The 17,200-nt window shown below is 42.2% G+C and carries 12 protein-coding genes; 9 read left to right on the top strand and 3 right to left on the bottom strand.

Translation table 11 applies throughout. From position 1 onward, the window contains the following. The first annotated feature begins 59 nt into the window (after positions 1-59). The 5 genes from AC2FA3_RS02435 to AC2FA3_RS02415 all read left to right on the top strand — a co-directional run bounded on the left by AC2FA3_RS02435 (position 60) and on the right by AC2FA3_RS02415 (position 5,481). Positions 60-761: a hypothetical protein gene (locus AC2FA3_RS02435; protein WP_490508147.1), complete on the top strand. Its 702-nt coding sequence runs from the start codon at positions 60-62 to the stop codon at positions 759-761. A gap of 490 nt (positions 762-1,251) precedes the next feature. Next, the gene (locus tag AC2FA3_RS02430; protein WP_490508146.1) at positions 1,252-1,995 is read left to right on the top strand and encodes a YoaK family protein; all 744 of its coding nucleotides are present in this window, start codon (positions 1,252-1,254) and stop codon (positions 1,993-1,995) included. 332 nt (positions 1,996-2,327) lie between these two features. Continuing rightward, a complete protein-coding gene (locus AC2FA3_RS02425) occupies positions 2,328-3,029 on the top strand; it encodes a hydrolase (protein WP_201542974.1) in 702 nt (233 codons plus the stop codon). Positions 3,030-3,155: 126 nt separating this feature from the next. Further along, complete coding sequence (locus AC2FA3_RS02420) at positions 3,156-3,434, top strand: DUF1427 family protein (RefSeq protein ID WP_201609931.1); 279 nt, start codon at positions 3,156-3,158, stop codon at positions 3,432-3,434. Between the two features lie 160 nt (positions 3,435-3,594). Further along, positions 3,595-5,481: an amidohydrolase gene (locus AC2FA3_RS02415; RefSeq protein ID WP_201542976.1), complete on the top strand. Its 1,887-nt coding sequence runs from the start codon at positions 3,595-3,597 to the stop codon at positions 5,479-5,481. Between the two features lie 197 nt (positions 5,482-5,678). Here the strand turns inward: AC2FA3_RS02415 and AC2FA3_RS02410 are convergent, their stop codons facing one another. Further along, positions 5,679-6,011: a hypothetical protein gene (locus AC2FA3_RS02410; RefSeq protein ID WP_490508145.1), complete on the bottom strand. Its 333-nt coding sequence runs from the start codon at positions 6,009-6,011 to the stop codon at positions 5,679-5,681. 608 nt (positions 6,012-6,619) lie between these two features. Between AC2FA3_RS02410 and nirK the strand changes: the two genes are divergently transcribed. The 3 genes from nirK (at position 6,620) to AC2FA3_RS02395 (ending at position 10,219) form a co-directional block, all read left to right on the top strand. Next, complete coding sequence (gene nirK, locus AC2FA3_RS02405) at positions 6,620-8,146, top strand: copper-containing nitrite reductase (RefSeq protein ID WP_265088389.1); 1,527 nt, start codon at positions 6,620-6,622, stop codon at positions 8,144-8,146. 274 nt (positions 8,147-8,420) lie between these two features. After that, positions 8,421-9,323 (top strand): formylglycine-generating enzyme family protein, encoded by a 903-nt coding sequence (locus AC2FA3_RS02400; RefSeq protein ID WP_490508144.1) that lies wholly within the window; start codon positions 8,421-8,423, stop codon positions 9,321-9,323. A gap of 116 nt (positions 9,324-9,439) precedes the next feature. Beyond that, positions 9,440-10,219, top strand: coding sequence for an SCO family protein (locus tag AC2FA3_RS02395; RefSeq protein ID WP_490508143.1), 780 nt, complete (start codon positions 9,440-9,442; stop codon positions 10,217-10,219). Between the two features lie 206 nt (positions 10,220-10,425). On the opposite strand, the gene scpC is transcribed toward AC2FA3_RS02395, so the two are convergent. Next, positions 10,426-11,973, bottom strand: coding sequence for a succinyl-CoA:acetate CoA-transferase ScpC (scpC, locus tag AC2FA3_RS02390; protein WP_201618566.1), 1,548 nt, complete (start codon positions 11,971-11,973; stop codon positions 10,426-10,428). Positions 11,974-12,874: 901 nt separating this feature from the next. Between scpC and AC2FA3_RS02385 the strand changes: the two genes are divergently transcribed. Further along, on the top strand, positions 12,875-13,738 hold the full coding sequence (locus tag AC2FA3_RS02385; RefSeq protein WP_490508142.1) for a universal stress protein: 864 nt from the start codon (positions 12,875-12,877) through the stop codon (positions 13,736-13,738). A gap of 197 nt (positions 13,739-13,935) precedes the next feature. Here AC2FA3_RS02385 and AC2FA3_RS02380 read toward each other — a convergent pair whose 3' ends face one another. After that, positions 13,936-17,148, bottom strand: a complete 3,213-nt coding sequence (locus tag AC2FA3_RS02380) for a YadA-like family protein (protein WP_490508141.1) — start codon at positions 17,146-17,148, stop codon at positions 13,936-13,938. Positions 17,149-17,200: the final 52 nt, after the last annotated feature.

Raw genomic sequence — 17,200 nt, 5'->3', positions numbered from 1 at the left:
GTAGATAGGTCTATAACTTATTAAATAAATTGCAGTTAAATAAATCGAGGAAATAAACCATGAAAAAATTAGGATTACTTGTCGCTGTATCGGTAGGCTTAAGTGCTTGTGCAGGCGGTATGAACGGTGGCACCATGCCGGGCAATTCAAACAACATTGTCACTCAATATCCCGTTGAAGCAGCCATGCTCAATATCTATACCAAAGCTCGTAGCCAGAGCTTAGTGGCGAACGTCGGCAATCAAACAGCCTCTGCAGATATCAAAGTGACACCCAAAGGCAGCATGGTATTTAATAATAAACAAGTACAAGGCGCTGAAGTAAATACCATCAATAAAGTCAACAATCAAGTCACTGATCAATCAGTCGCTATTAACTACTTTACTCTTAATCCATTGGTATTCCATGGCTTTACTGATAGCTCAGGTAAATATTCACTGTCGAATCAGACCACAAGCATTCCCAAAATGGCAACGGTTGGTGCCTCTAGCAAACTGATTAAAGAGGACGTCTATGCTGATAGAAGTATGCGTCAAAAAATAGGCACTTATAATCAAGATTGGTCTTTGACCAGAGACAGTAATAATACCGCGTGGTTTTGTATAGAGACTTCAGCTAACTTACTACTCAGTAACGATCCTAATGGCAGCTCGTCAGAATGCTATAAAATCAATGCGCGCGGCGATATTTTAGACAGCAAAGTAACGATTAGTCAGCCATCTACTAATGGCTCTAAGACCATCACCTTTACCAGTCGCTAAATATCTCGCACTTAAAAGCTATCTCGAATAATTATCATTCGAATATAAGCATAAACATACATATAAACACAATCATTCTTAAAAACCGGTCTGCTAACAGATCGGTTTTTTTAATGGCGAAATCAATACTATTACACCGTAAAACCCTACCTTCTCTCGCCTAGTCTGGCTTATTTGATATCTATACGACTTTATTCTATAAAGTTTTGCCAAACTTCCTTTAATACCTTTTTACTTACTTTCATCTAGCCTATTTTATGATTGTTATCTAAATCAGAACTTATATTTGCGATAACGGTTATTTATCTCATTAAGCTGACCCTTTACCATGTATATAACTTATGGTCCTGCTACTAAAGACCCAACCTATTAAGTAGCGGCGCATTGGCTCACTTGATAGCCATATTGCTGAGCATCTGACAGATAAGTTAAGACCATCAAAGTTGATAGAAATCCGTCAGTAAATAGAGAAACTTTATAGGAGAACGGCATGGCTAATCCAGAGGCAAACGATAGCATGAAAGACAAAGACTCAGCGGCGAAGCTCACATTTTGGCAGCGCTATCAGATTCCAGTCATGTTGACCACCGTGGGAGGCGCGATTGATACCATTGGTTTTATCGGCCTACTCGGCTTCTTTACCAACCATGTCACAGGTAACTTGGTGATGGCTGGTGGTGGTTTGGTCAAAGGCGGCGATGGTTTATGGGTCAAACTCGGCGCATTGCCGGTATTTTTGATTACCGTGATTATAACCAAACGTATGATCAATATCACCAGTGCCAATAAGCCCATTTTAAGTAACTTACTGTTCGCTGAGGTGATATTTTTATTGGCTTTCTTAGCCTCTGCTGTTTACTTTGGACCTTTTGAGCAGGCAGGTACATTAGAGGTCGCCTTTACCGGTTTCTTAGGTTTGACCGCCTTTGCGATTCGTAATACCGCTGGCAAAAGTGTGATGGGTAAAATGAAACCAACGCTTTTGATGACGGGTAATACCACGCAGCTAGGTATTGATTTATCAGATTATGTCTTCGACCGCAATAATTGCAATATGGACAGCCTCAGACACAGCTTCACCTTGGTAGCCAGCTTTACGATAGGCGCATTTGTTGGCGCCGTGCTATATATCTATATTGGTTTATGGGCGATTGCACCTTTTATCCTGCCAGTGCTATATGCAGCGATAAAAATGCGTGATAAGCAGGCATTAAAAGAAGCGACTGGTACTTAAGACATATCCTTACTGTAATCTTCACTTATTAAAGAGCACGCGGGAGCCTATGGCGTCGGAGTAAAGTACTACTATAATCCACCGAAAGAAATCGTTAAAAACGTCTAAAATCTTGATAATTTTATCGTCCAAATAATAGAAACGCCATGCTGGTTAGTATGGCGTTTTTTTATGGCTTCTTTTTATTTTTATAATGAACTGTTCTTTAAATGAGAAATTACATTTGTAAATAATGCTATTTATCCGCCTGCCATCAACAGCTAATATATCTTTATTGATAATTATCAATGATTAAGTGTAGTTAACTTCAGCCCATTAAAAGGAATGTCGAGATGTCTAAGAATCTTCTAGAGTTGTTGAACCCACAAAACAGCCAAATCATCTTTATTGATCAACAGCCACAGATGGCATTTGGCGTACAGTCAATCGATCGTCAAAGCTTAAAAAATAACGTCGTTGGCTTAGCAAAAGCGGCTAAAACTTTCAATATTCCGGCGACTATCACGGCAGTTGAAACAGCCAGCTTCTCTGGTAATACCTTCCCTGAACTGTTAAGTGTTTTTCCTGAAAATGAAACCCTTGAACGTTCTTCAATGAACTCTTGGGATGATCAAAACGTCCGTGATGCCTTGGCAAAACATGCTGCTAATGGTCGTAAAAAAATCGTGGTATCTGGCCTATGGACTGAGGTCTGCAATTTATCTTTCGCATTATCATGCATGCAAGACACTGATTATGAAATCTATATGGTGGCGGATGCGTCTGGCGGTACTTCTGTTGAAGCCCACCAATATGCGATGGAGCGTATGATGCAAGCAGGCGTGATTCCAGTGACTTGGCAACAAGTGCTATTAGAGTGGCAACGTGATTGGGCCAATAAAGCCACTTATGATGCGGTGATGGACATCGTCAGAGAGCATTCTGGTGCTTATGGTATGGGTGTTGATTATGCATATACGATGGTACATAAAGCCCCTGCCCGCGCTCAGTCTATCGGTAGTATCGGTCCGAACCCTGCGCTGCTAAAAAAATAATATTGGTTTTAAAAACTAATAGCAACTCAGCTTGGTTAAGATTTAATTTTGTCTTAACCAAGCAAAAATTAAAACCGATTAAGCCGATATTAGAGGCTATAACCCTTCATTAGAAACGTTAAGCATATGAAAATTTATATTATCTCATTGGTTGTCGGTATTCTTGCAGGCTTACTTTATGGGGTGCTACAGGTACGCTCACCTGCGCCACCTGTTGCTGCATTGATTGGATTATTAGGAATGTTAATAGGCGAACAAATGATACCGTTTGGCAAGCAGCTGGTTGCTGACAACCCTTTTAGCGCTGAGAAGATAGCAACGCCAATTGACACACCTGCCACTCGACACCCTAAAATCGTATCGATTGCAAAAGACATAAAAAACGATGAATCGCTTTTAAAATGACAAGACGCTGAGAAGTGGCTTTGTGGAAAACAAGACGTTAAGTAATAGCACGTTGAGCAATAGGACTTTAAAGATAGCGCCAATTTCTTGCTTGCTGATACTGGCAAAAAAGACCAACTGCTGTGATAAGGAATTCTCTTACCTTTACTAGGATAATATTATGACAAGCCCTGACATTATTTATTATAACGGCAAAATGACGACGTTGGATCGCGCCAAACCTTCTGCTAGTGCGGTGGCGATTAAAGATGATCGCTTTATTGCCGTTGGTAACGACAAAGACATCAGAGAACTGGCTGGTGCCAATACCAAGGTCATTAACCTCAATGGTCGTAGCGTGATACCGGGTCTGTTCGACAACCATACGCACGTGATTCGTGGTGGTCTCAACTATAATATGGAGCTGCGCTGGGATGGGGTACGCTCATTAGCAGACGCCATGTCTATGCTAAAGGCACAAGTGGATAAAACACCTTCGCCGCAGTGGGTACGTATCGTTGGCGGTTTTACCGAAAATCAATTTGTGGAAAAGCGCTTACCAACGTTAGACGAAATTAACGCTATTTCACCAGATACGCCGGTTTTCATTCTACATTTATATGACCGCGCCCTACTTAATGCCGCAGCGCTGCGTACCGTTGGTTATACCAAAGACACGCCAGAACCGCCAGGTGGCCAGATTCAGCGTGATGCCAATGGCAATCCGACAGGCCTGCTGCTCGCTCAGCCGAATGCTACTATCTTGTACGCCACCCTAGCCAAAGGTCCAAAGCTGCCATTTGACTACCAAGTGAACTCTACGCGTCATTTTATGCGTGAGCTAAACCGCTTGGGTGTCACAGGTATCATTGACGCTGGCGGTGGTTCACAGAATTTCCCTGACGACTATGAAGTCGTACAAAAACTCAATGATGACAATCTGCTGACCGTACGCATGGCTTATAACTTATTTACCCAAAAGCCAAAAGAAGAGAAAGAAGACTTCTTAAATTGGACGCAAACCACTAATTACAAGCAAGGTGATGATTACTTCCGTCATAATGGGGCGGGTGAAATGTTGGTATTTTCAGCAGCAGATTTTGAAGATTTCCGCCAACCACGCCCAGAGATGCCGCCAGAAATGGAAGGCGACCTTGAAGAAGTGGTGCGGATTTTGGCACAGAATAAATGGCCATGGCGCATGCATGCCACTTATGATGAAACCATTGAGCGCTCGTTAAATGTGTTCGAAAAGGTACATCAAGATATTCCTATTGATGGTTTAAACTGGTTCTTTGACCATGCCGAAACCATCTCACAGCGCAATATCGACCGTATCGCTGAGCTTGGTGGCGGGATTGCTGTCCAGCACCGTATGGCCTATCAAGGTGAGTATTTCGCCGAGCGCTATGGCACAGCGGCAGCGGCCAATACCCCACCTGTTAAGCAAATGTTAGATAGCGGTGTCAATGTCTCTGCCGGTACCGATGCCACACGCGTCGCCTCTTATAACCCTTGGGTATCGTTAGCATGGTTAATTACTGGCAAGACTGTTGGCGGTATGAAACTTTATGAGCAAGACAATCTCGTTGATCGCGAGACGGCACTACGGATGTGGACCGAAAAGGTCGCTTGGTTCTCTAACCAAGAAGGCGAACGCGGTCGCATCGAAGTCGGACATTTAGCGGATTTTATCGTCCCAAGTAAAGATTTCTTTAGCGTAGCAGAAAACGAGATTGCTTACTTAACCTCAAATATGACGGTTGTTGGTGGCAAGATTGTCTATGCCGATGGTGAGTTCTCAGGTTATGACACCCCACTACCACCGGCGATGCCGGATTGGTCGCCAGTCAATCAATATGGTGGTTACGGTGCATGGGGCGAGCCTGAAGGCGCTGGTAGAAACTCCCTAGCGCCACTTATGAATCAAGCAGCAATGTCTTGCGGCTGTGCCAGTGCTTGTACGCTGCATGGTCACAACCATGCAAAAGCCTGGACTTCGAAAGCACCGGTATCTAACTTTAAAGACTTTTTCGGCGCTTTTGGTTGTTCTTGCTGGGCAGTCTAAGTTCAGTCAAATGCAGTCCAGACATGAGTGTCTGCTATATAAATAAAAAGCCCACTGATTTTGTCAGTGGGCTTTTTATTTTACTTAGTTTTTTATTTTCTTTAACTGTTATCTTTAAAGCCTATGATTGAATAATATCGCTATAACATCCAATAATACCCAACATTTCGAGTTCAGATTAATAGCTATTCAATTGTTTACTGCACACCATCTGCAGGTGTTTGGTCTAAATTTGAATTATTTTCATTGACAGTGACGGTATCATCGGCTTTTTGCTCACCGTCATTATCCGACGCTGCCATGCCATCTGCAGTCATGCCCGTTTCGACAACTTCATTCCCTTCATTAATATCATTGCCTGCTTCGCTCTCTTCAACAACCGCAACTTCATCTGTCACTTCGGTCGAATCTGCCACCACATCTTCTCTTTCATTGCTACAAGCCGTGACGCCGAGAATACCGGCGAACAATGCTATCCATAATGCCTGTCGCGCTTTGGTTAATCCTACATTTTCGGGTATTCTTTTCATCTTAATCTCCTTGACAGCTATCTAAACATTAAATGCTTAATGGGGTTTTTTGCTAAAAAACCATTTTGAAATATGAATAGTCTAAAATAAGCACAATTAAGACGACCTTATGATATAAATCTGATAGTAAATAGGAGCTTCTTGTTTGTTTTTATTAACTGTTTATTAAAATAAACCAAACATCATAGGTTGGATTTGATACGAATAAAAAGAATTAGAAATGTTTGAACCACCTTATTTGCCTACTTTCATAGCAATCATTTTGCTAAATTGCATTCGTTGAGAATTCCCAAAGCTTATAGCCCTTAAACCAATACCCTCCTTCTAGCACACCAAATCGCAAAAATACCTAGCTAAATCTATAACTCACCAGTATAAAAAGCGTGAATAAATCTTACAGAAATAATTCGCTTATTTTTAAACATTCATTTAAAATACATCTTATGGAAGCCAGTTTAAAAGCTCAATATCTTTATAATTTTATTGTTTAATCTTATTATTTTAACAGTGTTTTTTGCTTTTCTTCACAATTAACATTAGGATGACGAAAGCGATAAAAATCGAGCTTTGTTAAATGAGCCACTTATTTTCAATTTTTGGAGAGCCTTATGCGCCTTTTTAATTCAACATCTTTTCATCAGCAATCACTTAGCTACTCTAAACTTGCTCTAGCATGTCTACTCGCTCTTGGTACAGCAGGGATGGTCGGTTGTGATAAATCAAACCCTGATGAAGCCAGCGCAACCAAAGCAGAAACCACTCAAGCTACCAAAGATAGCAAGGCGCCAAATACTAAAGATGGTGAGTTACCAGTGATTGACGCTATTATCACCCATGCGCCTGACGTACCTCCGCCCATCGATCGTGACTATGCGGCAAAAGTCATCGTAAAAATGGAAACTGTGGAAAAAACCATGCGCTTAGCGGATGGCGTTGAGTATAATTTCTGGACATTTGGCGGTCAGGTGCCAGGACAATTTATTCGCGTACGTCAAGGTGATGAAATTGAGTTTCATTTGTCAAACCATCCTGACTCTAAAATGCCGCACAATATTGACTTACATGCCGTGACTGGTCCAGGGGGCGGTGCCGCTTCTTCGTTTACCTCTCCTGGTTATACCTCTGAGTTTAACTTTAAAGCGTTAAAACCGGGCTTATACGTTTATCACTGTGCGGTAGCGCCCGTTGGTATGCACATCGCAAACGGTATGTATGGTCTGATTTTGGTTGAGCCAGAAGAAGGTTTACCAAAAGTTGATCGCGAATTCTATGTGATGCAAGGCGATTTCTACACCAAAGGCAACTATGGTGATAAAGGGCTGCAACCTTTTGATATGGAAAAAGCGGTAAAAGAACAAGCTGACTACGTGTTATTTAACGGTTCAGTAGGTGCGCTAACAGGTGAAAACTCGCTTAAAGCGAAAGTTGGTGAAACGATTCGTCTGTTTGTTGGTAACGGTGGTCCTAACTTGGTTTCATCATTCCACGTCATCGGTGAGATTTTTGATAAAGTAAATATGGAAGGCGGTAGCGCTGAAAACCATAATGTTCAAACCACGCTTATTCCAGCAGGTGGCGCGGCTATTACCCAGTTTAAAGTAGATGTTCCAGGCGAGCTTGTGATCGTTGACCACTCTATTTTCCGAGCATTTAACAAAGGGGCGCTTGGTATCATCGATGTTCAAGGTCCTGAAAATGCAAAAATTTACTCTGGAAAAGTGCGTGAAGAGGTCTATTTACCTGAAGGCTCAGCGGCGCAAAGCCTCGGCAAAACCAATGCACCGGCTCCCGTAGTGACCGCTGCCAACAAGCAAGAAAGAATTAAAATGGGTGAGTCTGTTTATGCCAGTAACTGTGCAGCTTGTCACCAATTAAATGGTGTTGGTATACCAAAAGCCTTCCCACCATTGGCCAAATCAGACTATCTTAACCAAGACCCCAAACGTGCCATCAATGCTATTTTGCATGGCTTAACTGGCAAAATTACCGTTAACGGTGAAGAGTACAACAGTGTGATGCCAGCGGTCGCCTTAGATGATGAAAAAGTCGCTAACGTCGTCACTTATATCATCAATAGTTGGGGTAATAAAGGTGGTGAAGTCACGCCAGCAGATGTCAAAGCCGCTCGTAAATAATAGGGTTTAGACAGATACTATGGACTGTTCGGTGAAAAGGTTTTTAGCGACCAGTCGCTATTGAAAAGCCATTTTAATTAAATAATCAAATATTCTATCGTTACGTCAAAACGGTGTCTCACTCAATCTGAGTTTGGCACCGTCACTATAAACAAAGCTTTAAAAACAGAAAATTTTTATAGTGGTTAATTGACTAGATGGCTAAATGATTGACGGCTTGATTAACTGTTTGTTATACGCCCCGCCCTTTTTTGGCACTACTAGGAGATTAGTTATGTTATGGACTTACATCACTAACACTCGCAAAAGCAACACTCGCAGCATTAAAACTTATAAAAACAAGACTGTAAAAATTACCACCCAAAAGATTCTGAATACGACTGCTCGCCCGCTAGCACTGCTATTGGTGGTCAGTGCGCTGACTGTAACAACCGACTTTGCGTTTATGAGCACGCAAGCACAAGCAAAAGAGCTGACCATTCAGCCGGGCACTTATCGTCCGTTATATTTGAGTAAAAATTCACCGTTAGTGGCAGTTGATAAATTTAAAATTGATGAGCTGCCAGTTACTAATATACAGTTTTATCAGTTTTTAAAAGAAAACCCAAAATTTCGCCAACGAGCAATTGCGCCAATTTTTGCCGATGCCGGTTATTTAAAGCACTGGCTCAATACCAAAGATATCTCTGTCCCTAAAAAGGCGGATTTTCGTAAGCCTGTGGTCAATGTGTCATGGTATGCCGCCAATCAGTATTGCCGCGCTCAAAACAAGCGCTTGCCAACCGTTGAACAGTGGGAATATGTCGCGCAGGCTTCTACCACCAATAAAAATGGTAGCTTGGAGGCCGGCTACAACCAACGCATCCTTGATTGGTATGGCAAATCGGCTGGTAGCAAAGACCAACTTGCCGATGTTGGACAAAGCCCTGCCAACTATTGGGGCGTCAAAGACATGCACGGTTTGATTTGGGAATGGACAGAGAATTTTAACAATAGCTTAGTGACTGGCGAATCGCGTGCCGATAGCAACCTAAACCAACAGATGTTCTGCGGCTCGGGCGCAGCAGGTGCGGTCGACCCAAGTGATTATGCGGCCTTTATGCGTTATGGTTTTCGCTCAAGCTTAGAAGCCAAATATACGGTTAGCAGCCTTGGTTTTCGCTGTGCTAGTAATTAATTTGCCTCAATACAGCGCTCTACTTTAACCTAGCGCCCTTTTAACATATTGCCCTTTTAACATAGCGCCCTACTTTTTATTCTCAATTGAATTTAATGGCCTCTAAGGATTGTCTTATGAAAACAATAAAAACCATTCAAAATACAAGATTGCAAAATACAGCGACTCACTCATTAGCTCATGTATCTCATGCTATCAAACTAACCTTGGCGGCTGGACTATGTATGGGCTTACTCGCTTGTAGCAACCCTGACGCGCCTAACTCGGCGACGACACAAGAAAGTCAACCTGATGCTACTTCTGAATCTAAAGTAGCGAAAGATAATCATCACGATATGAAGGACATGGACCATCAACAGATGAATCATGCCGATATGAATGCGCAAGAACCGGCAGAAGCATTGGGACAAGATTATTCTATCTATCAGGCAGGCGGCGACTGGACAGACCATCGTGGCAATACCTTTGAGCTTGATAATCTTAAGGGTAAAAATCAAGTAGTGGTGATGGCTTATACCAGCTGTCAGCACACCTGCCCTATCTTAGTGCAATCGATGAAACAGATGTATAAAGAGATGACGCCTGAAGCGCGTGCGCAAACGGAGTTTTTACTGGCGACATTAGACACTGAGCGCGATAGCGTCGAGGTGATGAAAAACTTTGCTGAGCATAATGATCTTGGCGATAACTGGCGCCTGATTTGTAGCGATGAAGCCAGTACCCGCATGCTTGCCAATACCTTAAATATCAAGTATCAATTTGCCGATAATGGCGATATCAACCACTCTAACCTGATTTCTGTATTAGATAAAGAAGGCCGCTTAGTCGCCCAAGGCGTTGGTGTTGCAGACTCTGGCATCAAGCCATTGATTGAGTATTTAAATAGTCACAGTTAAGCATTCAAAATCTATACCTTTCAAATGAGGTTGTTAAAGCTATCATATTAGCTTTAACCTTACTTTTAAATTTCTCTTTAGATATTATAAAAGTATAAAAAAACACCGCTTATCTGAATAGACAAGCGGTGTTTTTAATGGTGTCATCAGCTAGCTATGGCGCTGATTTTGGCGTTAAACCTTGAATTAGCCTTTTAATTAAGCGTTTAAACCGCCAAAGCCAAACCTTTTTTGACGCGCATATCGCCGGTTTCAACATAACGTTGATGCCAAGACAATGCTTCACTCAGGATATGAGGCGTTTGCATACCAGCAGTCTGTGCAGCGCGATCATAGTAATCTTGCAGCATAGGGCGATAGTCTGGATGCGCACAGTTATCAATGATTTTTTGCGCGCGTTGACGCGGTGATAAACCACGCAAGTCAGCCAAACCTTGCTCAGTGACGATAATCATCACATCATGCTCGGTATGGTCAACGTGTGACACCATCGGTGTAATACATGAGATAGCGCCACCTTTGGCAACCGACGGACTTACAAACATTGAGGTAAAGGCGTTACGAGCAAAGTCGCCAGAGCCGCCCAAACCATTCATCATGTTGGTACCCATGACGTGGGTTGAGTTGACGTTACCATAAAGGTCACACTCAATCATCGCATTGATAGCCAACACGCCGAGACGACGCGAGACTTCAGGATGGTTAGTGATTTCTTGTGGGCGCAAGATAATGCGTTTGCGCAATTCTTCGATATTGGCGTTAAAACGATCTAATGCATCTGGGCTTAACGACATAGCAGTAGCAGAAGCTTGGGTCATTTTGCCTGACATAATTAAATCTAACATACCGTCTTGCAATACTTCGGTATAGCCGGTTAAATTCTCAAACGGACTGGCTTGTAATCCTGCCAATACCGCATTGGCAACGTTACCTACACCTGATTGGATAGGCAATAAGTTAGCTGGCATGCGGCCTTTTTTCACTTCTTCATGGAAAAAGTCAATAATATAACCGGCAATTTTATTCGAGCATTCATCAGGATCAGCAAATTTGCTATTGCGGTCAGGCGAATCTGTTAAGACCACGGCAACGACTTTATCCAAATCACAAGTTAGGTAAGGCGAGCCAACACGCTCACCTGGCGTGGTAATCGGAATTGGCTTACGATACGGCGGTACACCAATATCATCAAAGATATCATGCATACCTTCTAGTAACAGGCTTTGGCGGCTATTAACTTCAAGAATAATCTTGTCAGCATTATGCAACCATGCATTATTGGTACCGATAGAGGTAGAAGGAATCAGGCGACCATCTGGCAAAATACCGGCCACTTCAACCACCGCCACATGCATGTCACCGTAGAAACCAAAGGTGCTTTGCTGAGCAACATGCGATAAGTGCATATCAAAATAATGGGTTTCGCCGGCGTTAATTTGCTTACGAAGGGCAGCTTCTGACTGATAAGGCGTGCGCATTTTGATACCATTGGCTTCAGCCAATACACCATCACACTCTGCGGCAGTTGACGCGCCGGTTAATAAACCGATTTTGAATTCTTCACCGCGTGCTTGAGCCGCTTTCATACGCTCTGCTAATGCAGCTGGGATGGCTTTTGGATAACCTGCTCCCGTAAAACCACTCATTCCAACATTCATGTCATGTGAGATAAATGTCGCTGCTTGCTCCGCAGACATGATTTTTTCACGTAAACCTTCATGACGGACGCGCTCTTCGTGATTAATTGCACTCATACCTTTTTTCCTAGTAACTTCCCTATTAAAACCAAATTCTCATAATAATGATAAATTTGATACCGAAATAGCAATAAAATACGATGTAGTATATTAACAACTTTACAATAAAAGACAAGCCGATTGTTTTAGATTTTAATATTGCACATTAAATATCATTATAATTATTAACAATAGTTCATTATTAATAATGATATCCAATCTTCTTTTTTAATTTTTTTGTAATGCTAGTTTAAATTTTCTTCAAATACATATAACCAAAAAAATTTTATACTTAGTTAGTATTTGAAAAATTTCTTGAATAAATGTTCAAAAATTTATTCAGATAGCTGTAACTTTAAAGAACTATGGACTGCTTTAAGCAGTGACTGTGAACTGAGTTGTATGCTGCTCTTTGGTGGTTCACATCATTGTCTTTTTTACTTTTATAGCTAAGTAGTTGCCAAATTACAGCGATTAAAAATAATATTAAGAGAAGATGTTTCTGAAAGAAAGAATAGGAAATATGATAAATATAATTTTTAAATAATATGAAGCCATATAACCATCATCTATCAATTAATAGATGAAGTTTTGATAGATATCAGCTTTTTGACTAGCAGACCTATTTGACAATTTTTAGAAAACACAATTATTATTGGTTCATACTCATGTTTTATAATTGCAATGCACTCTATTGTTTGCCATTACTCATGATGACTTAACTAATGAAATATTGTTCTATATTTGAAAAAATATATTCTTGGAAAGAAATTTAAAGCACAGTGCTTTAATGTTGAAATGACTGCATTTGAGGTAAGATAATAGCGAAAGACAAGTTATTAGCAATTTAGGTTAAAAATATCTATAACATCAGGATAAAAGACGCTTATCAGATGATAGATGAAACTAAGGACAGATTATGATAACGGAAGAGCACGTTTTGGCTTGTATCGATGGCTCAGCGGTGACTGGCTCAGTATGTGATTATGCCGCGTGGTACGCAAGCAAGCTGGACATATCGGTAGCATTATTGCACGTTAGCGACGTAGCAGCTTCGATCAGACACGATTTATCTGGCGCCATTGGCATTAATAGTCGCCAGTCTTTACTCGATGAGTTATCCGAGCTGGATGAGCAACGGGCTCAGGTGGTAAACAGCTACAGCAATGCATTAGTACAAGACGCAAAAAGTCATATCCAAAGTAACTTTAAAGGCGTGAACGTCTGCATCTATCAACGCCGCGGGAAGCTGCTGCCAGCGATTGAATACTTTCAAGCAAAAAACCGTGCTATCGTCATGGGCCGCCGCGGTGAAGATCATAAAAACAGCCGAATCAATATCGGTAGCCAAATCGAAACGGTTGCCCGTGCCTCAAACATACCTGTGTTAATTTGTTCAGAGAAATTTAAAGAGCCCCAATCCTATATGGTGGCGTTTGATGGTAGTAAAACCGCGATGAATGCCATCCAGATGCTAGCGAAAAGCAATCTTTTACAAGGCCTGCAAGGTCATATCGTAATGGTCGGTCATGATAATGAGGCGTCTAAAAAAAGCCTTGACGACGCTACCATGCAATTGAGGACAGCAGGCTTTAGCGTAGATGCCCATCACCTGCCACTGCTTGATGCGGTTGATGGCTTACTCGGCTTTCAACTTGAAAATAACATCGACATCATTGTGGTTGGGGCTTATGGGCGTTCTAAGCTCCAGCATTTATTTTTGGGTAGTACCACCACAGAGATTATTGCCAGCACCCTATCACCTGTTCTTTTGGTACGTTGAATAGTTGAAGTTACAGATTTTTATATCATAAATTTTGCCTTAAAAATTTTAGTTTTTATTTAATTAATTCAACACTCTATATTTCATTAGGTAATTTCTATCCGTAAAAAAGCAAGGCATCTAATGCCTTGCTTTTTTTGTTTTCCTTTGATGAGTCAATGACTATTTAGCTTGGTTTAAATTAACTACATAGCTAATTAGTCAAAGTGGAAGCCTGCGCCGATTGCAGCACCTACGTTCCCTTGCGTATCCGCTGTGCCATTTAGCTTCATTACCCAACGTCCATCATTAGACATTTTAGAGAAACCAATAGCGACGGCACTTTCACCATTATACGCTGCAATACCACCCCCTATCATTGGTTTACCGATGATGTAAGCTTGTGGCAATGAAGACATGGCCATAGCCGCTGAGATACCCGCATTGGCGTCATCTTCGACTTCGCCAATTTTGTAGCCAAGCTCATTAATGCTGTTACCTAAACCTCTGCTAACAGCGTCTAATTGCCCGAAGTTCACAGCATCTCTAGGTGCCATGCCATCCGCAACATTCGTCACCTTAGTGCCAGCTGCATTGATACCGGCAGCAGTCATACCAGGGGCAGTTTCGGCATTACCTGCATAGATGCCAGCAGCTGTCATACTTGGGCCATTTTTAATAGTAACACCACTATTATTAACCGTCGTATTACCAGTCGTCACGCTCTCTACATTGATATTACCATTCAAGTCAAACTTGATGCTACTGCCTTCAGCGGTGGTCTTAATGTTATTACCGCCTTTGAAGCTGAGTACGCTGCTATCACCGATTGGTTTATTAATGACGGCACCGCTATCGGCTCCAAAGTTGAGACCAGCATCGATTTTGTCTTTGTTGGCTTTGATATTGGTGGTATTGGTACTGATATTCGCAGTATTCGTTACGATATCAGCCGCGTTTTTGGTGATGTTGGTAGTGCTGGTTGCGATACTACCACTAAGATCATTAGCTATTACATAAAGCTGACCACCATTAACAGCATCTTTACTATCTTTTGTAATATCTCCATCCATAAGATTGGTAATCTTAGTGTTATTAGCATTAATACCAGCTACGGTGACACTAGGTCCACCTACAATCGTTAAACCATTGTTATTAAAGGTGTTAGCGCCTGCTTTTATACTATCTACATTAAGATTAGGATTCAGGTCAAAACTAACATCATTACTATCAGTAGTTTTAGAGAGAACAATATTGCCATCAGTGTTATTTAGATCAACGCTATCGCCACCTACTACTTTGCTAGCGTTAGCACCTTGGGCACTGATTCCCCAGCCTTTACCTAATGCAAAAGTTGTAGCCTCTAACTGTCCAACAGTAGCAGCGTCAGTAAAATCAATACCTGCCGCTACGTTTGTAATTCTATTGAAACCGTTGTCAATACCTTTATTTGAAATAATAACATCGCCAAAGGTTGCACTATCAAGACTAGTTAAGTCTTTAGCAAGTTTGATTGTTAAAGTACTGTTTGTATCATTAGCCACTACTCCAATGTTGTTACCAGAAGCGAGATTATCCAAGTCAGTTTCGCCGCCTTGAATGGTAAGCTTCTGACCAAGTTTACGATTAACAGTCGTCATGCTATTGTCACCAGTAAAATCAAGACCTAAAGCAATATCAGCACTGTTTTTATCTACTGCTATGTTTGTCGCATATAACTGACTACCGTTAATCGCATCAGTGCTGCTCTCATTAACCGCACCACCACTAACATGCTTTATCTGACGCTCATGTCCTTCCGAGCCAACAGATACTTGAGCACCAACTCCCTGCGCCGCTCCAGCGATATCGTACTCTACTCCACCAACGGTCATTTTCTCTTCTTTGGTTGCATCGGTGATTGTGGTTGAGCCTGCACCTAGTGCCACTGAGCCCTTTTTACTTGCTGAAGAGCCCATACCAAAGGCAGAAGATGCATCACCTGATGAGCTTGAACGCACACCCACAGCTGTGGAGAGGTCTCCTTCGGACTGTGCTTTGACACCAATGGCGACAGATGCTGCACCAACTGATTCAGTATGTCCAGTATATGGAGTAGCTGAATTTTCTATAAGATCACCACCTGTATAATACTTAAACGTATCATTTACGCCAGCACTTTTTGAGGCATCATCTAAATCATCACCACCGATGGCGATGGAAGAGTGGCCGCTTGATTCAACGTTTGCACCAATGGCGATAGATTGCTCTCCACTTGCTGTGGTGTTCTGACCACTCTCTCCGCTACCAATTGCTATTGCTTGTCCACCAGTCGCTGATGCATTGCCACCCATAGCCATGGCGTTTGATTTGGTTGCACCCAAGTTATCAGCATTGCCAACCGCACTTGAATTCACACTATAGTACTTGGTTTTATTAGCGACGACTGTGTTAGATAAGCCTCTTAGTTGCGCGACATTCACCGCATCACTGCCTTTGGTACCAGCGGCTAGATTGACGATCTGACGATTGCCGTCTTTAGCATTGCCAAGAGAAACAGCACCAAGGCTTGTGCTGTTAGTCGCTGTGATAGCAGCTTTGTCTATGACACTGGCACTTGTTGGAGCGAAACCTAGTGCACCACCTGCAACGTTAGCCACTGATCTTGAACCTAGAGCTACACCATCATCTATGATGGACTGAGCACCAGCACCTAATGCGAGTGAACCTTTTGCTGCTGCGGATGAGCCCACACCAAACGCTGATGAGGCAGTACCGGCTGCACTTGAATGTATGCCAATCGCTGTTGCTAGGTTACCAGCAGACCGGGATTTAGCACCCATTGCTATGGAGGCTGCTCCACCTGCTTCAGTGTATCCTCCATAATTGTCACTGGTGTTTAGTAAGTCTCGACCAGCATAGTCATTAAAGGCTGCGTTTACACCGCCACTATTGAATGCTCCAATAGATAGTGTGCCGTCAATATTGGTTTTTGAGGCTGTATCTAGATCATCGCCACCAATGGCGATAGAGGATGCCCCTTTTGATACTGTGTTGGCACCAATGGCGATAGACTGCTCTCCACTAGCAGTGGTGTTCTGACCACTTGAACCGCCACCAATGGCTATGCCTTGACTACCTAAAACTGTGGCATTTTTACCTATAGCAATGCCATGAAGACCTCCTGTTGTAGCATTAATTCCGCATTTTATCTCTGTACTAGCGTCGCAAGGTACGGCAATCGCCTGCATACTAAATCCAGCCGTCACTAACCCCAACCAGATAGTGGTTATACGAAAAATACGGGTAGATGAAAGAGTGGATGTGGTATTGATAGTAGCGTTTGAGCTCACGCTAGATTTTGACGATTTACCACGCGCTTTAGCGTACTCAGAAACTGCCATAAAGCAGTTTAAAGACGCATTCCATATGACTTTATAATTCCGGTTCATGATGTATACTCCCTTACAGACTTATGTGATTTGAGAAATCAAAAGTAAAATC

This window comes from Janibacter sp. CoH_79_TC_3, assembly GCF_058197955.1.
The sequence above is the reverse complement of the archived record's forward strand: the minus strand, read 5'-3'. Positions and strand labels throughout refer to the sequence as shown.

Excerpts from the sequence above, each read along its gene's own strand:
- AC2FA3_RS02380 (WP_490508141.1), bottom strand. The coding sequence starts at position 17,148 with ATGAACCGGAATTATAAAGTCATATGGAATGCGTCTTTAAACTGCTTT.
- AC2FA3_RS02415 (WP_201542976.1), top strand. The coding sequence starts at position 3,595 with ATGACAAGCCCTGACATTATTTATTATAACGGCAAAATGACGACGTTG.
- nirK (WP_265088389.1), top strand. The coding sequence starts at position 6,620 with ATGCGCCTTTTTAATTCAACATCTTTTCATCAGCAATCACTTAGCTAC.
- AC2FA3_RS02385 (WP_490508142.1), top strand. The coding sequence starts at position 12,875 with ATGATAACGGAAGAGCACGTTTTGGCTTGTATCGATGGCTCAGCGGTG.
- AC2FA3_RS02435 (WP_490508147.1), top strand. The coding sequence starts at position 60 with ATGAAAAAATTAGGATTACTTGTCGCTGTATCGGTAGGCTTAAGTGCT.
- AC2FA3_RS02420 (WP_201609931.1), top strand. The coding sequence starts at position 3,156 with ATGAAAATTTATATTATCTCATTGGTTGTCGGTATTCTTGCAGGCTTA.
- AC2FA3_RS02410 (WP_490508145.1), bottom strand. The coding sequence starts at position 6,011 with ATGAAAAGAATACCCGAAAATGTAGGATTAACCAAAGCGCGACAGGCA.
- AC2FA3_RS02430 (WP_490508146.1), top strand. The coding sequence starts at position 1,252 with ATGGCTAATCCAGAGGCAAACGATAGCATGAAAGACAAAGACTCAGCG.
- scpC (WP_201618566.1), bottom strand. The coding sequence starts at position 11,973 with ATGAGTGCAATTAATCACGAAGAGCGCGTCCGTCATGAAGGTTTACGT.
- AC2FA3_RS02425 (WP_201542974.1), top strand. The coding sequence starts at position 2,328 with ATGTCTAAGAATCTTCTAGAGTTGTTGAACCCACAAAACAGCCAAATC.
- AC2FA3_RS02395 (WP_490508143.1), top strand. The coding sequence starts at position 9,440 with ATGAAAACAATAAAAACCATTCAAAATACAAGATTGCAAAATACAGCG.
- AC2FA3_RS02400 (WP_490508144.1), top strand. The coding sequence starts at position 8,421 with ATGTTATGGACTTACATCACTAACACTCGCAAAAGCAACACTCGCAGC.